Here is a 14,105-nt window from a genome sequence, read left to right as displayed (position 1 = left end):
AAACGCCGCAAAACCGGGCGCAGGGAGGGGCGGCGTTGCTGGGCAGGATTGCGTCGGTGTCAGACGTCGGGCACCCAGGCAAAAACCGGATGATGCGGCCATCCCGGCGTTGAGCGTAGCAGCTCCGTCACCGGACGCTCCTGCGCCCGGATGTGCCTGTTCTGGAGGTTATCGGCAATGGCAATCAGCGTTTTCGACTTGTTCAAAATCGGTATCGGCCCGTCCAGTTCCCACACCGTGGGCCCCATGCGTGCCGCGGCGCTGTTCGTTGAAGCGCTGAAGGCCAAGGCCCTGCTCAATGATGTGCGCCGGGTCGAAGTGCAATTGTTCGGTTCGCTGTCGGCCACCGGCATCGGCCACGGCAGCGACAACGCCGTGATCATGGGCCTGATGGGAGAGTGGCCGGACGCAATCGACCCGTCGCAGATCGGCCCGCGCATCGAGTTGCTGTGTGAAACCCAGACCCTGCTGCTCGACGGTCGCCTGCCGGTACCGTTCGTATGGTCCCGGGACATGCGCCTGATCGACGAGAACCTGCCGTTCCACCCTAATGCGATGACCCTGGTGGCCGAGGGCGCCGACGGCGAGCTGCACCGTGACACGTATTACTCGGTCGGCGGGGGCTTTGTCGTCGATCAGGCCCAAGCCAACAGCGGCGTGGTGGACTTGGATCGCACTGAGCTGCCGTACGATTTTTCCAGCGCCGAAGAATTGCTCCAGTTGTGCCGCACTCACGACCTGCGGGTGGCCGAGTTGATGCTGGCCAACGAAAAGGTCTGGCGTTCCGAAGAAGAGATTCGCAGTGGCCTGATGAAACTGTGGCGGGCCATGCAGGACTGCGTCGAGCAGGGCCTCAAGCACGAGGGCATCCTGCCGGGCGGCTTGAATGTGCGTCGGCGCGCGGCCAAGTTGCACCGCAGCCTGCAAGAGCTGAACAAGCCCAATGTCATCGGCTCGACCCTGAGCGCCATGGAGTGGGTCAACCTGTTCGCCCTGGCGGTCAACGAAGAGAACGCCGCCGGCGGGCGCATGGTCACCGCGCCGACCAACGGTGCGGCGGGGATCATCCCGGCGGTACTGCATTACTTCATGAAGTTCAGCGAAGCGGTCACCGACGCCAACGTCGTGGATTATTTCCTCGGTGCGGCGGCCGTCGGGATCCTGTGCAAGAAGAACGCCTCGATCTCCGGCGCCGAAGTCGGCTGCCAGGGCGAGGTGGGATCGGCTTGCGCCATGGCGGCGGCGGGCTTGGCGGAGATCCTCGGGGCCACGCCGGAGCAATTGTGCAACGCCGCGGAAATCGGCCTGGAGCACAACCTCGGCCTGACCTGCGACCCAGTCGGCGGCCTGGTGCAGGTGCCGTGCATTGAGCGTAACGCGATCGCCGCGGTCAAGGCCATCAACGCCGCCCAAATGGCCTTGCGCGGTGACGGCCAGCATTTCATCTCCCTGGACCGGGTGATCCGCACCATGCGCGATACCGGTGCCGACATGCATGACAAATATAAAGAGACTTCGCGCGGTGGCTTGGCGGTCAGTGCGGTGGAGTGCTGAGCCAAAGTTTCCAAGCCCCTGTGGCGAGGGGGCTTGCTCCCACTGGGTTGTAGACGCTGTTTAGGAGCTGTCGAGTGCAACGAGGCTGCGATCTTTCCCCAGGCACTTGAGTCCCAAGCGAAAGATCAAAAGATCGCAGGCTTCGCCAGCTCCTACAGAGTCGAGCGCCAGCAAGCTCCCTCGCCACAGATGAATGTAAAAACCGCTCGTAAAATGAACACCCATCCCCAAACGCGCCACCTTTTAGCGCGTCGCAAACAGATAAGGCGTGACTTATCGGTCACGCCTTTGTACGCCGCCCCACCGTCCGTCCCCGCGCTTGCGGTGACAACCCTCGCGCAAACGGCGCAGCCCAGTTCCCACAAGTGCTACCGAACTGCTCACGGCCCTTTGTGACCGGTGCCTGCCGCCATGGATGGCAGCTAAAACCTGGACGCGATCCACCCCTTATATAGACAGGCCGCCATGTCGTTTTCAGGATTTATTGAACACACATTCAATTTTAGGCATGGCAATTGCTCTATCCCGATAAAGCCCCGTCTCACGCAAGAGAATGATGGGCAATAACAAGAGCCTCCGCCTGAGGCCATCACCCGCTTTGTGTGAGGAGATACCGCGATGACGACGTCCAACTCCGGGGCCCAACCCCAGAACCGTGCGCCTCAATCCATCGGCTTTTTGCTGCTGGACAATTTCACGCTGATTTCCCTGGCGTCCGCGGTGGAACCGCTACGCATGGCCAACCAACTGTCCGGTCGCGAGCTGTATCGCTGGACCACCCTGACCGTCGACGGCGGCCAGGTATGGGCCAGTGATGGCTTGCAGATCACCCCCGACGCCTCCATGCACAAGGCACCGCCCTTGGACACGGTCATCGTCTGTGGCGGTATCGGCATCCAGCGCACCGTAACCCGTGAACACGTGTCATGGCTGCAAGGCCAGGCCCGCCAGTCCCGTCGCCTCGGCGCGGTCTGCACCGGCAGCTGGGCCCTGGCCTGCGCCGGCCTGCTGGACGGTTTCGATTGCAGTGTGCACTGGGAATGCCTGGCGGCGATGCAGGAAGCTTTCCCGCGGGTATCGATGAGTACCCGCCTGTTCACCCTCGACCGCAACCGCTTCACCAGCTCCGGCGGCACCGCGCCGCTGGACATGATGCTGCATCTGATCAGCCGCGATCACGGTCGTGAGTTGTCGGCGGCGATCTCGGAAATGTTTGTCTACGAGCGTATCCGCAACGAGCAGGATCACCAGCGTGTGCCGCTCAAGCACATGCTTGGCACCAACCAGCCGAAGTTGCAGGAAATCGTCGCGTTGATGGAGGCCAACCTCGAAGAGCCGATCGACCTGGACGAATTGGCGGTGTACGTCGCCGTGTCCCGGCGTCAGCTGGAGCGGTTGTTCCAGAAATACCTGCACTGCTCGCCGTCGCGCTATTACCTCAAGCTGCGGCTGATCCGTGCGCGGCAACTGCTCAAGCAGACGCCGATGTCGATCATCGAAGTAGCCTCGGTGTGCGGCTTCGTCTCCACCCCGCACTTCTCCAAATGCTACCGCGAATACTTCGGCATTCCACCGCGCGACGAGCGCGTCGGTTCCAACACCACGCAACAGGTGGCGATGATGCCACTGCCGCAAGCGCTGGTGCTGTCGCCATTGTCCGGGCCGCTGTCGGCGCTGAGCCAGGCGCGTAATGAGGCGACGTTTGCCAGTGTGAGGCTCTAGACCGAGGCGCCTTTGTGGCGAGGGAGCTTGCTCCCGCTGGAGCGCGCAGCGGTCCCAAGCTTTTTGGGGCTGCTACGCAGCCCAGCGGGAGCAAGCTCCCTCGCCACAAGGTCAGGCGCTATGGTTCTGCTGGTATTGCGTCAATGCCGGCAACAGCTGCTTATCGATCGCCTGGCGCACGGCCGGCAGGATGGTGGCGCTGCTGGTGTACATGTCCTTGACCATCCGCCGCAATTCATTGGCGCGGGCCCTGTCCAGCCCGCGCACGGCGCATTCGCATGCCTGCTCGGCGGTGGAGCCGCTGGGTATTTGCAGTCCCAGGGCCTTGAGATGGCCCAGCAGGTCTTCCTGGTCGATCAAATCGGCGTGCATCATGACGCTTTTCCTTGTTCAGGGATTGGGGTCGTGTCTCGATTCTGGTAGCCACCCGAAGCGGCGGCAAGGGTAAATGGTCGCAATGTCATGAATGACTATGGAGGCGTCGTTTTCGGCTAACTTGCCCAGGCCTGGACTGGGCACACTGGCCCCAAGCTGAATCACGATGGTTTGGTCACCCTCGCGCGACGGCTCCTCCAGTAACGCTCCTGCCCCGATCCTGTCACGGCTTGATCGGGGATTTTTTTGCCTGTGTGAATCTGGGGAAAGTGCGTTGTTTGATCGGGCGCTATCGCGAGCAAGCTCGCTCCCACAGGGGAATGCGGCCGCCTGTGGGAGCGAGCTTGCTCGCGATGAACGATGACGCGGTCTAGCGTTGCAACACCAGAATCCGCGACAACAACTCATCCCGATCCACATAACACCCCTGGAAATGCCGGGCCCCGGTGGCCGGGTCGAAGGCGTTGCGGGCGTGGAGGGTGCGGCGGTTGTCGAAGCACCAGAACTGGCCGGGTTCGAGGCGCTGTACCAGGCGAAATTGCGGCTCGCGGGTCAGGGCGATGAAGCGGCGGTAGGCGCGGTAAAGCCTGGGCATCTGCTCGACCGAGGTGTCGAAGGGCCCACGCAGGAAGTTCGCCATGCGGATTTCCGCGACCTGCCCCAGCGCATCCAGCGCGATGATGGGCGCCAGGCAGCGGTAGTCGCTGTGGCGGTCCTTGTTGCGAAACTCCACCGGGATCTGGCACAGCGCGTCGAAGGCCTCGGGGTCTTCCTGGCGCAGCGTCTCGGCAATGGCAAAGCCGTCGACAAAAATGCTCTCGCCGCCGTCGGCGTCGTTCACCAGGCAATGCAAGAACTGCAGCCCCGGCTGCAGCTCACGGGTCGGCAGGTCGCTGTGCAGCGGCAGGTTGAAAGCGGTATAGGCGTTGCTGTCGGCATCGGCCTTGGACTGCACGTTGAACAACACGCCGAAGTTGCTCTCGCGGATAAAGGAAATGCGTTGGGCGATCTGTTTCAGCGAGCCGGGCTCGGTGGGCACGCCGCGTACTTGGGTCAGGCCGATGTCGCGCACCGCCAAAAGCCATTGCAGCAGCGCGTCGGCATCCGTCATCAGTGCCTGGTATTCGAACACCGGCAGTTTCAGGTCATGCCGCCACAGCTGGCGATGCGGCTTGTTCGCCAGGCGTTCGGCCCTGGATTGATCGTCATACGCATGGGCGCGCAACCAGCCCGGATCGAATAGGCGTCGATGGCCATCCTGCCAAACCACACACAGGTGGCCCGCGTCGTCGATGTTGATGTGGCGGGGCGTCACGTCTTCCGGGACATCGACAATCTCCAGGACCTGCTCCCGGGTAACGCTGTAGACGCATTGCGGGCACGGGCAGTTGTCCCTTAGCCACTGATGATGGAACGGGCTGACCCGGCCGTCGGCCCACGTCACTTGCACCCGGTCGGGCAAGGGGGGCGCAGCGGTCAATGCCTGGACAAGCGGATAGCGTCGGAAGTCGGCAACAGCGGCAGCGGTGTTCATGGCGATCTCCTGGTCGAGGCTTATCGGGCGGGTGGCAGGGCGATGACCCGACCGATGCAGGTCGGTGTCGGCAGGTCGGCTTGGCTGTCCAACAGGGCTTTGAGTCGGCCCAGGGTCTGTTCGGTGAATGGCGCTGAGCGCGGGCCGGCCAGGTCGACATGCAGCAACATCTGTTCATTGCCGGCCAGCTCTTTATCACCGCCGACCAGGTGCAGGCTGTGGTAGAGGTGCAAGCGTTTGGTGTCATGGCCGATGAGCTGCGTGTGCACCTCGACATCTGCGCCGAGCTTCACTTCGTGCAAGTAGTTGAGGTGCAGTTCGAGGGTGAACAAGGAGTGGCCGCTGGCTTCGCGGTTCTGGCTGTCCAGGCCGAGCCGGTCCATCAGCGCGTCGGTGGCGTAGCTGAAGATCAGCAAGTAGAAGGCATCGCGCAGATGGCCGTTGTAATCGACCCATTCGGGGAGGATGCGGGTTTGGTAGGGGGTGAGGGTGGGCATGACGTTGGTTCCGACAGTTGTGGTGACTGGGAGGCCGCTATCGCGAGCAAGCTCGCTCCCACAGGTTTTGTGAGCGACACAGAACCAATGTGGGAGCGAGCTTGCTCGCGATGGGCCAGCCTTGCTGGCCCAAAAAACCAAGGTTTACTCAGCGAAGGTCATTCCATGCTTTTCTTTAGTGGCTTTCACTGCCTCCAGCACCGCCAGCAGGCAATCATCACGATAGCGCTCCAGGGCCGAGATGCTGTGGCTGCCCAATTGCTCGCTCGTGCCGTTCACCACATCATCGATCAATTTCTCGGTCAGCTCCGGCGCCGGCAGGTAGGTCCAGGGCAGTTGCAACGCCGGGCCGAATTGGGCCATGAAATGCCGCATGCCGGCATCGCCGCCGGCCAGGGTGTAGGTCAGGAACGTGCCCATGAATGACCAGCGCAGGCCGGCGCCAAAACGGATCGCATCGTCGATTTCCCCGGTGGTGGCGACACCGTCGTTGACCAGGTGCAGGGCTTCGCGCCACAGCGCTTCGAGCAGGCGGTCGGCGATGAAGCCGGGGACTTCCTTGCGTACGTGCAATGGCCGCATGCCGAGGGATTCGTAGACTTCCATCGCTGCTTGCACCGCTTCGGGGGCGGTGTTCTTGCCGCCGACCACCTCCACCAGTGGCAACAAGTAGACCGGGTTGAACGGGTGCCCGACCACACAGCGTTCCGGGTGGGTGGCGTTCTCATAGAACTCGCTTGGCAGCAGGCCCGAGGTACTGGAGCCGATCAACGCGCTTGGCTTGGCGGCGGCGCTGATCTGGGCGTGCAGTTCGAGCTTGAGTTCCAGTCGCTCGGGAGCGCTTTCCTGGATGAAATCAGCGTCGCGCACGCATTCTTCGATGGTGGCGACAAAGCGCAGCCGATCCTGCGAAGCGCCGGGGGCCAAGCCCTGTTTCTCCAGGGCGCCCCAGGCATTGGCGACGCGTTTGCGCAGTGCCGCCTCGGCACCCGGCGCCGGGTCCCAGGCGACAACGTCGAGGCCATGGGCCAGGGCCCGGCTGACCCAGCCGCTGCCGATCACACCGCTGCCCAGGGCGGCGAAGGTCTTGATGTCGGTGATAAAGCTCATGGTGGTTTCCTGAAAAGAGTGAAAATCACCTGTGGGAGCGAGCTTGCTCGCGATGGCGGCGGTACTTCCGACGCATCGTCGAAGGCTGGAATATCGCTATCGCGAGCGAGCTCGCTCCCACAGGGTTATGCGTCGATTCGGTTTAGCCGCGCTGCACCAGGCCCATTTTCTTGCGACCTTCCGCCGGCGTGAGCACGCGAGCCCCAAGGCGGCTGAGGATTTCTCCGGCGCGCTCCACCAGTTGGCCGTTGGTGGCGAGCACGCCTTTGTCCAGCCAAAGGTTGTCTTCCAGCCCGACCCGCACGTTGCCCCCCAGCAGTACCGCCTGGGCGGCCATCGGCATTTGCATGCGACCGATGCCGAAGCCGGCCCACACCGCGTCGGCCGGCAGGTTGTCGACCATGGCTTTCATGGTGGTGGTGTCGGCCGGAGCCCCCCACGGGATGCCCAGGCAGAGCTGGAACAGCGGGTTGTCCAGCAGGCCTTCCTTGATCAGTTGCTTGGCGAACCACAGGTGACCGGTGTCGAAGATCTCCAGCTCGGCCTTGACCCCCAGCTCAGTGATGCGCTTGGCGCCGGCCCGCAGTTGTGCCGGGGTGGAAACGTAAATGGTGTCGCCGTCGCCGAAGTTCAGGGTGCCGCAATCCAATGTGCAGATTTCCGGCAGCAGCTCCTCGACGTGAGCCAGGCGGGTCAGCGGGCCTACCAGGGCGGTGTTGGGGCCGAACTCCATCGGTCGTTCGCCGCCACCGATCTCTAGGTCGCCGCCCATGCCGGCGGGGAGGTTGACGATGATGTCCACGTCCGCCTCACGGATGCGCTCCATCACTTCGCGGTACAACGCCACGTCGCGGCTGAACTTGCCGGTCTGCGGGTCACGGACGTGGCAATGGACCACCGTGGCCCCGGCCTTCGCCGCCTCGACGGCAGCGGCGGCGATCTGTTTCGGGGTGACCGGCACGTGGGGGCTCTTGGCGGTCGTGTCGCCAGCACCGGTGAGTGCGCAGGTGATGATGACGTCGTGGTTCATGGTGCGGGTTCCTTCAGGCGGGGTGAGTCACTGCGCAGCCCCTTGTACTGCTGCGCAGATGGCGAGCGGTTGATCAGTTGCTGGTGAGTATCAGGTTGTCGGCGGCCGTCTTGCCGTCGAAGGTGGTCACGCCTTCGAGCCAACGTTGTTTGTCTTGCGGATGATCCTTGAGCCATTGCCGGGCCGATTCGAGCGGGTCCTTGTGATCGAGTAACGGTTGCATCATCCGGCTCTCGTCTTCGGCGGTGAAGGTCAGGTTGCTCAGCAAGCGACCGACGTTCGGGCATTGCTCGGCGTAGTTCGGCGCGGTGACGGTCCAGACGGTGGCCATGCCTTCGTTCGGGCCGAGGGCGTCTTCGCTGCCGGTGAGGTAGGTCATTTGCACGTTGACGTTCATCGGGTGCGGCGCCCAGCCGAAGAACACCACGGCTTCCTTGCGCCGCACGGCACGGTCCACGGCGGCGAGCATGCCGGCTTCGCTGGACTCCACCAGTTGGAATTTGCCCAGGCCGAACTGGTTCTTGGCAATCATCGCCTTGATCTGGGTATTGGCGCCGGAGCCGGGTTCGATGCCGTAGATCTTGCCGCCCAACTCTTTTTCGAATTTGGCGATGTCGGCAAAGGTCTTCAGGCCCTTGTCGGCCAGGTAGGTCGGCACGGCCAGGGTGGCGCGGGCGTCCTTGAGGCTGGGCTGCTCCAGCACCTTGACCTGCTTGGCCTCGACGCACGGGGGGATGGTCTGGGTCATCAACGGGTTCCAGTAGCCCAGGAACAGGTCCAGGCGCTGGTCGCGGATGCCGGCGAAGATGATTTGCTGGGAGGCGCTGGTCTGCTTGGTCTTGTAGCCGAGGCCGTCGAGCATCACTTGGGTCAGGGCGCTGGTGGCGATGACGTCGGTCCAGTTGACCACGCCCAGGCGTACGTTCTGGCAGGCGGCGGGCTCGGCGGCCATGGCGGCCGGGCTCAAAAGCTCGGTGGCGCTGAGTGCAAGAACGCAGTAGCTGATCAGTCGTTTCATTGTCAGGTTCCTCGGCAGCTTATTGTTATGGGGCCCGGTGTCTGTGCGCCGGTGATGCCACGTTACGCAGCCCCGGGCAGGGCAAAACGCACAGCGGCGACGTGCTCTTGCACTGCAGCGACTCTTGAACGGTTGTTGCAACTGGCGTATCAAGGTCCGCACGCTGCCTGTCAACCGAGTGCGCTCCATGTCCCAGGATTTCTACTTCTTGTTGATGCCGGGTTTCTCGGCCATCGGTTTCATCTCGGCCATCGAGCCGTTGCGGGTCGCCAATCGCTTTCGCGGCGAGCTGTACCGCTGGCATGTGTTGAGCATCGACGGCGGGGCGGTGCTGGCGAGCAATGGCATGTCGGTCAACGCCGATGGCGCGCTGGAGCCCTTGAAGAAAGGTGCGACCCTCTGGGTGGTGGCGGGGTGCGAGCCGCTGAAGTTCGCCACCCCGGCACTGGAACGCTGGCTGCATCGGCTGGACAACGAAGGCGTGATCCTGGGCGGCATCGACACCGGCAGCGTGGTCCTGGCCGAGGCGGGGCTGCTGGAAGGGCACCGGGTGACGTTGCACTGGGAAGCCATCGAGGCATTCAAGGAGTCTTATCCACAGCTTGGCGTGCCCCAGGAGCTGTTCGAAATCGACCGTCGCCGTATCACCTGTGCGGGCGGCACCGCGTCCATCGACCTGATGCTGGACCTGATCGGCCAAGCCCACGGTTCGGAACTGGCGATCCAGGTCAGCGAGCAATTCGTGCTCGGCCGCATCCGTCCGCGCAAAGATCACCAGCGCATGGAAATCGCCAACCGCTACGGCATTCGCAACAAGAAGCTGGCGCACGTCATTGGCGAGATGGAAACCCACAGTGAACCACCACTGAGTACTTTGGCCCTGGCCGAGTCGATCAACGTCACTCGTCGCCAGCTCGAAAGGCTGTTCCGCCTGCACCTGAACGACACGCCGAGCAACTTCTACCTGCGCCTGCGCCTGGAAAAGGCCCGGCAGTTGCTGCGCCAGACCGACATGAGCGTGCTGGAAGTGAGCATCGCCTGCGGGTTTGAGTCGCCGTCGTATTTCACCCGCAGCTATCGGACCCGGTTCGCGCGGTGTCCGCGGGAGGATCGGCGGCAGGGGGACGGTCGGGAGCTGGTTTGACAGGCTTTTATACTCAATTATACTCGCGACTATAAATTATACCTGTCGCCATAATTGAGTATAAAACCATGTCCAAGCACCCCGGTTTTGTTTTCCGGCGTCCCGATCTGGCCCGCAATATTGTCGATGGGCTGGTCGGCGCGGGGATCCAGGATTACACCTCAGGCCTGTTCCTGGCCGCGCCAAGGCGTACCGGAAAAAGTACGTTCCTGCGCGAGGACTTGATTCCCGAATGCGAGATGCGAGGTTGGCTCGCGGTCTACGTCGACCTTTGGGCCAACAAGGAGAAGGATCCTGCCGACTTGATCGCTTCGGCCATCGCCGGGGCACTGGTGCCTTATGAGAAGGGCATCCGCAAGCTCGCCAAATCCATGGGCATCGACAAACTCAGCTTCTTGCGCACGTTGTCCTGGGATTTCAGCCAGCCGCAACTGCCAGAAGGGGCGACGCTGACCCAGGCACTGGAGCTGTTGCACCGTGCCGCGGATAAAACCGTGGTGTTGGTAATCGATGAAGCCCAGCATGCCTTGACCACCGAGGCCGGGGTCAACGCGATGTTCGGCCTCAAGGCGGCCCGTGACCAGCTCAACCAGGGGCGCGTGGGCGATACCAGTGGTCTGCGGCTGGTGTTCACCGGTTCCAATCGCGACAAGCTCGCCCACTTGGTGCTGAGTCGCAACCAACCGTTCTACGGGTCCAGCATCACGCCGTTCCCTTTGCTGGGCAAAGCCTTCACCCAGGCCTACAGCGCCCATTTGAACGCACACTTGGCCCAGACCAATCAGTTCAACGCCGATGACCTGGACCAGGCGTTTGAGTTGGTAGGGCGCCGTCCGGAGATGTTGCGCAGCGTCATCGGCGAAATTGCCCTGGAGCTGGGTGAGGCGAGCCATTTGGGTGAGTTGCTGCGCAACAGCGCCGAAATGCTGCGCGCCGGCGTCTGGACCGAATTCGAGAGCGCCTGGAACGCCCTGACGGTGCCGCAACGCGCCGTGTTGCAGGTCATGGCCGAGCGCTCGCAGAACAACGAGCCCTTCGCGCCCGTCACCGATTCAACATTGGCGGCGGTGAGCAAGGCATGGAAGAGCATGGGAAGCGAAGTCGTGCCCGGTACCCAAACCATCCAATCGTGTATCGATGCGTTGCGTGAAAAGGAATTGGTGTGGAAATCCAACCGCGGTGGTTATGCGTTGGAGGACAAGGCGTTTGCGGAGTGGTTGAAGGGGTATCGCCAGCAGCGTTGAAACTTGGACAATTTCCCGTGGCGAGGGAGCTTGCTCCCGCTGGGTCGGTCCGACGCTTCGGGCGCAGCCGCCCCAGAACCAGACACCGCGGTGCAACAGGTGAACCCTGCACACCGGTTTACGACTGCTGCGCAGCCGAGCGGGAGCAAGCTCCCTCGCCACAGGGCGGTGTCAGCAGGTCTATTTCTTCATCAGCGCCGAACACGCCGCCTTGTATGCCTCATGCTGATACTTGTTCAGCGTCGCCGGCAGGGCGAAGTCATGTTTCTTGCTCTGCGCATTGATGGTCTGCGGCGACAGCAGCGTCACCTCACAACCTTCCAGCAACTGGAAAACCCCTTCGATCTTGAACGTGGTCGGGCCACCGGCGAACTCGCCTTTCTTGCTGCGCTTCTTGATGGCGATGCGTTCGATGCCGTTGTCCGTCACGAGCGTCCGCACCTGGGCGGCGAATGCCTTGACGTTGGCGGCGTCGTCATCGTCGTCCAGGGCGATTTTCTTGGTGCTCAGTGCAACGTGGCTCAACGCTTGCTGGTCCAGCGAGGCAACGGCGATGATCGCTTCGCTGCCTTTGATTTCGATGCCGCACGTTTTCATGTGAATCCCTTTACCAATGATGCAAGCAGCTTACCGTGCTAAACGGCTCCTGGAGCATCACTCCTGCCCAATCGACTCCAAAAACTCCGACCGATCGTCGCTCACCTGGGCCATGCAGTCGTTTTCGGCGATTTTGTAGGCGTCGCTGCCGGGGTTGGCCGGGAAGGCGGCGATGGCGCAGTCGGCTTCGCGCTGTTTTTGCCACAGTTGCTGGGCGGCCTTGACCTTGGCGGTGATGTCGTTGAGCTGGGCCTTGTCGCTGGCGTAGCGGGTTTGCAGGCGCTCGTTGAGGCTCTGCAGGTTTTCGCCCAGCAATTGTTCTGCGGCGATTTTGCCATAGGCCGAGCAAGCCAGGGTCTGGACGTCGTTTTCAACTTCGTCGCAGGGGTTGGGCTCGGTGTCTTCGGTTGCGTGTGCCAGGGTGCTGATCAGTGCCAATGCCAGGAAAAGTGATTTCATCGCGTTGCCGCTCAAGTCCAGTGAAAACCAGTGATGCGGCGGATTCTGGCGCAAGCGTCGGGTAAAGAACAGACGGGCAGGGTGGGCCCGTTGTAGCCCATTGTCGTGGATTGACGCTTTCGGCAATTCCCCTGTCGTTTTTGCACCGGGTCGCGACGGCCCTCAGGCATATGCTGGCCCCAAAGCGCCGGCACACGATTCGGCGCATGAATCGCTAACAAGGGGACTGCCTGATGAGCCCAGCCGAATTGCACGCCGACAGCATCGTTATCGACGGGCTGATCATTGCCAAGTGGAACCGCGACCTGTTCGAAGACATGCGCAAGGGCGGCCTGACCGCAGCCAACTGCACCGTGTCGGTGTGGGAGGGTTTCCAGGCCACTATCAACAACATCGTCGCCAGCCAGAAACTGATCCGCGAGAACAGCGACCTGGTGATCCCGGTGAAAACCACCGCCGACATCCGTCGCGCCAAGGAACAGGGCAAGACCGGCATCATCTTCGGCTTCCAGAACGCCCATGCGTTCGAAGACCAGCTCGGCTACGTCGAGATCTTCAAGCAGCTCGGCGTCGGTGTGGTGCAGATGTGCTACAACACCCAGAACCTGGTGGGCACCGGCTGCTACGAGCGCGACGGCGGCCTGTCGGGCTTCGGTCGCGAGATCGTCGCCGAGATGAACCGCGTCGGCATCATGTGCGACCTGTCCCACGTCGGTTCCAAGACTTCCGAAGAAGTCATCCTCGAATCGAAGAAGCCGGTCTGCTATTCCCACTGCCTGCCGTCCGGCCTCAAAGAACACCCGCGCAACAAATCCGATGAAGAGCTGAAGTTCATTGCCGACCACGGTGGTTTCGTCGGCGTGACCATGTTCGCGCCGTTCCTGGCCAAGGGCATCGATTCGACCATCGACGACTACGCCGAAGCCATCGAATACACCATGAACATTGTCGGTGAGGACGCCATCGGCATCGGCACCGACTTCACCCAGGGCCATGGCCAGGATTTCTTCGAAATGCTGACCCACGACAAAGGCTATGCCCGTCGTCTGACCAGCTTCGGCAAGATCATCAACCCCCTGGGCATCCGCACCGTGGGCGAGTTCCCGAACCTCACCGAGACGCTGCTCAAGCGCGGTCACCCGGAGCGGGTGGTGCGCAAGATCATGGGGGAAAACTGGGTCAACGTCTTGAAAGACGTCTGGGGCGAATAACCTCCACCGCACCGCTAATCCTCTACCTGCGGCCCTCTGCGCCGCAGGCAATACCACGAATTTCCGGAGTCAAGTTTTCATGGCCAAGATCGCCCCGCAACTGCCTATCGAAGTCGACAGCGAAACCGGTGTCTGGACGTCCGACGCCCTGCCGATGCTGTACGTACCGCGTCACTTCTTCGTCAACAACCACATGGGCATCGAGGAAGTGCTGGGCGCCGACGCCTACGCCGAGATTCTCTACAAGGCCGGCTACAAATCCGCCTGGCACTGGTGTGAAAAAGAAGCCGAGTGCCACGGCCTGGAAGGCGTCGCGGTGTTCGAGCACTACATGAAGCGCCTGTCCCAGCGTGGCTGGGGCCTGTTCAAGATCCAGGACATCGACCTGGACAAAGGCACCGCCAGCGTGAAGCTTGAGCACTCGGCGTTCGTCTATGTGTACGGCAAGGTCGGGCGCAAGGTCGACTACATGTTCACCGGCTGGTTCGCCGGCGCCATGGACCAGATCCTCGCCGCGCGCGGCAGCCAGATCCGCACCGTGGCCGAGCAGGTCTACGGCGGTTCCGAAGAAGGCCACGACGACGGCCTGTTCATCGTCAAGCCGTTGTAA

General features: G+C 62.3%; 14 protein-coding genes. 6 read left to right on the top strand and 8 right to left on the bottom strand.

Annotation, left to right across the window (positions count from 1 at the left end; all coding sequences use genetic code 11):
* Positions 1-177 precede the first annotated feature (177 nt).
* On the top strand, positions 178-1,554 hold the full coding sequence (locus tag HGO40_RS05310; protein ID WP_250962180.1) for an L-serine ammonia-lyase: 1,377 nt from the start codon (positions 178-180) through the stop codon (positions 1,552-1,554).
* Between the two features lie 618 nt (positions 1,555-2,172).
* Complete coding sequence (gbdR, locus tag HGO40_RS05305) at positions 2,173-3,276, top strand: choline metabolism transcriptional regulator GbdR (protein ID WP_250962179.1); 1,104 nt, start codon at positions 2,173-2,175, stop codon at positions 3,274-3,276.
* Positions 3,277-3,387: 111 nt separating this feature from the next.
* On the opposite strand, the gene HGO40_RS05300 is transcribed toward gbdR, so the two are convergent.
* The 6 genes from HGO40_RS05300 to choX form a co-directional block, all read right to left on the bottom strand.
* On the bottom strand, positions 3,388-3,651 hold the full coding sequence (locus HGO40_RS05300; RefSeq protein ID WP_186707124.1) for a hypothetical protein: 264 nt from the start codon (positions 3,649-3,651) through the stop codon (positions 3,388-3,390).
* Between the two features lie 370 nt (positions 3,652-4,021).
* Positions 4,022-5,185 (bottom strand): gamma-butyrobetaine dioxygenase, encoded by a 1,164-nt coding sequence (locus HGO40_RS05295; RefSeq protein WP_250962178.1) that lies wholly within the window; start codon positions 5,183-5,185, stop codon positions 4,022-4,024.
* Positions 5,186-5,205: 20 nt separating this feature from the next.
* Positions 5,206-5,682, bottom strand: a complete 477-nt coding sequence (locus HGO40_RS05290) for a thioesterase family protein (protein WP_250962177.1) — start codon at positions 5,680-5,682, stop codon at positions 5,206-5,208.
* Positions 5,683-5,826: 144 nt separating this feature from the next.
* Positions 5,827-6,792 carry an L-carnitine dehydrogenase gene (locus HGO40_RS05285; protein ID WP_250962176.1) on the bottom strand — a complete coding sequence of 322 codons (966 nt, stop codon included), beginning with the start codon at positions 6,790-6,792 and terminating at the stop codon, positions 5,827-5,829.
* A gap of 142 nt (positions 6,793-6,934) precedes the next feature.
* Complete coding sequence (cdhC, locus tag HGO40_RS05280; protein WP_250962175.1) at positions 6,935-7,822, bottom strand: 3-dehydrocarnitine:acetyl-CoA trimethylamine transferase CdhC; 888 nt, start codon at positions 7,820-7,822, stop codon at positions 6,935-6,937.
* Positions 7,823-7,895: 73 nt separating this feature from the next.
* Complete coding sequence (choX, locus tag HGO40_RS05275) at positions 7,896-8,840, bottom strand: choline ABC transporter substrate-binding protein (RefSeq protein WP_250962174.1); 945 nt, start codon at positions 8,838-8,840, stop codon at positions 7,896-7,898.
* 187 nt (positions 8,841-9,027) lie between these two features.
* On the opposite strand from choX, the gene HGO40_RS05270 reads away from it, so the two are divergent.
* Complete coding sequence (locus HGO40_RS05270; RefSeq protein WP_250962173.1) at positions 9,028-9,984, top strand: GlxA family transcriptional regulator; 957 nt, start codon at positions 9,028-9,030, stop codon at positions 9,982-9,984.
* A 68-nt stretch (positions 9,985-10,052) separates the two neighbouring features.
* Entirely contained in the window at positions 10,053-11,228 is a 1,176-nt protein-coding gene (locus HGO40_RS05265; protein WP_250962172.1) for an ATP-binding protein, read from the top strand.
* A gap of 180 nt (positions 11,229-11,408) precedes the next feature.
* Here HGO40_RS05265 and HGO40_RS05260 read toward each other — a convergent pair whose 3' ends face one another.
* Together HGO40_RS05260 and HGO40_RS05255 are read right to left on the bottom strand one after the other, a co-directional pair.
* On the bottom strand, positions 11,409-11,825 hold the full coding sequence (locus HGO40_RS05260; protein WP_250962171.1) for a DUF3010 family protein: 417 nt from the start codon (positions 11,823-11,825) through the stop codon (positions 11,409-11,411).
* A 57-nt stretch (positions 11,826-11,882) separates the two neighbouring features.
* On the bottom strand, positions 11,883-12,284 hold the full coding sequence (locus tag HGO40_RS05255) for a lysozyme inhibitor LprI family protein (protein WP_250962240.1): 402 nt from the start codon (positions 12,282-12,284) through the stop codon (positions 11,883-11,885).
* A 233-nt stretch (positions 12,285-12,517) separates the two neighbouring features.
* On the opposite strand from HGO40_RS05255, the gene HGO40_RS05250 reads away from it, so the two are divergent.
* Positions 12,518-13,495: a dipeptidase gene (locus tag HGO40_RS05250; protein WP_030139307.1), complete on the top strand. Its 978-nt coding sequence runs from the start codon at positions 12,518-12,520 to the stop codon at positions 13,493-13,495.
* Between the two features lie 79 nt (positions 13,496-13,574).
* Positions 13,575-14,105: a DUF5943 domain-containing protein gene (locus HGO40_RS05245; RefSeq protein ID WP_018612374.1), complete on the top strand. Its 531-nt coding sequence runs from the start codon at positions 13,575-13,577 to the stop codon at positions 14,103-14,105.

This window comes from Pseudomonas sp. CG7 (assembly GCF_023701885.1).
In the GTDB taxonomy this organism is placed as follows: domain Bacteria; phylum Pseudomonadota; class Gammaproteobacteria; order Pseudomonadales; family Pseudomonadaceae; genus Aquipseudomonas; species Aquipseudomonas zanjanensis.
The sequence above is the reverse complement of the archived record's forward strand: the minus strand, read 5'-3'. Positions and strand labels throughout refer to the sequence as shown.

Bases quoted from the DNA above. Each gene is read 5' to 3' on its own strand.
- HGO40_RS05310 (WP_250962180.1), top strand. From the start codon at position 178: ATGGCAATCAGCGTTTTCGACTTGTTCAAAATCGGTATCGGCCCGTCC.
- gbdR (WP_250962179.1), top strand. From the start codon at position 2,173: ATGACGACGTCCAACTCCGGGGCCCAACCCCAGAACCGTGCGCCTCAA.
- HGO40_RS05300 (WP_186707124.1), bottom strand. From the start codon at position 3,651: ATGATGCACGCCGATTTGATCGACCAGGAAGACCTGCTGGGCCATCTC.
- HGO40_RS05295 (WP_250962178.1), bottom strand. From the start codon at position 5,185: ATGAACACCGCTGCCGCTGTTGCCGACTTCCGACGCTATCCGCTTGTC.
- HGO40_RS05290 (WP_250962177.1), bottom strand. From the start codon at position 5,682: ATGCCCACCCTCACCCCCTACCAAACCCGCATCCTCCCCGAATGGGTC.
- HGO40_RS05285 (WP_250962176.1), bottom strand. From the start codon at position 6,792: ATGAGCTTTATCACCGACATCAAGACCTTCGCCGCCCTGGGCAGCGGT.
- cdhC (WP_250962175.1), bottom strand. From the start codon at position 7,822: ATGAACCACGACGTCATCATCACCTGCGCACTCACCGGTGCTGGCGAC.
- choX (WP_250962174.1), bottom strand. From the start codon at position 8,840: ATGAAACGACTGATCAGCTACTGCGTTCTTGCACTCAGCGCCACCGAG.
- HGO40_RS05270 (WP_250962173.1), top strand. From the start codon at position 9,028: ATGTCCCAGGATTTCTACTTCTTGTTGATGCCGGGTTTCTCGGCCATC.
- HGO40_RS05265 (WP_250962172.1), top strand. From the start codon at position 10,053: ATGTCCAAGCACCCCGGTTTTGTTTTCCGGCGTCCCGATCTGGCCCGC.
- HGO40_RS05260 (WP_250962171.1), bottom strand. From the start codon at position 11,825: ATGAAAACGTGCGGCATCGAAATCAAAGGCAGCGAAGCGATCATCGCC.
- HGO40_RS05255 (WP_250962240.1), bottom strand. From the start codon at position 12,284: ATGAAATCACTTTTCCTGGCATTGGCACTGATCAGCACCCTGGCACAC.
- HGO40_RS05250 (WP_030139307.1), top strand. From the start codon at position 12,518: ATGAGCCCAGCCGAATTGCACGCCGACAGCATCGTTATCGACGGGCTG.
- HGO40_RS05245 (WP_018612374.1), top strand. From the start codon at position 13,575: ATGGCCAAGATCGCCCCGCAACTGCCTATCGAAGTCGACAGCGAAACC.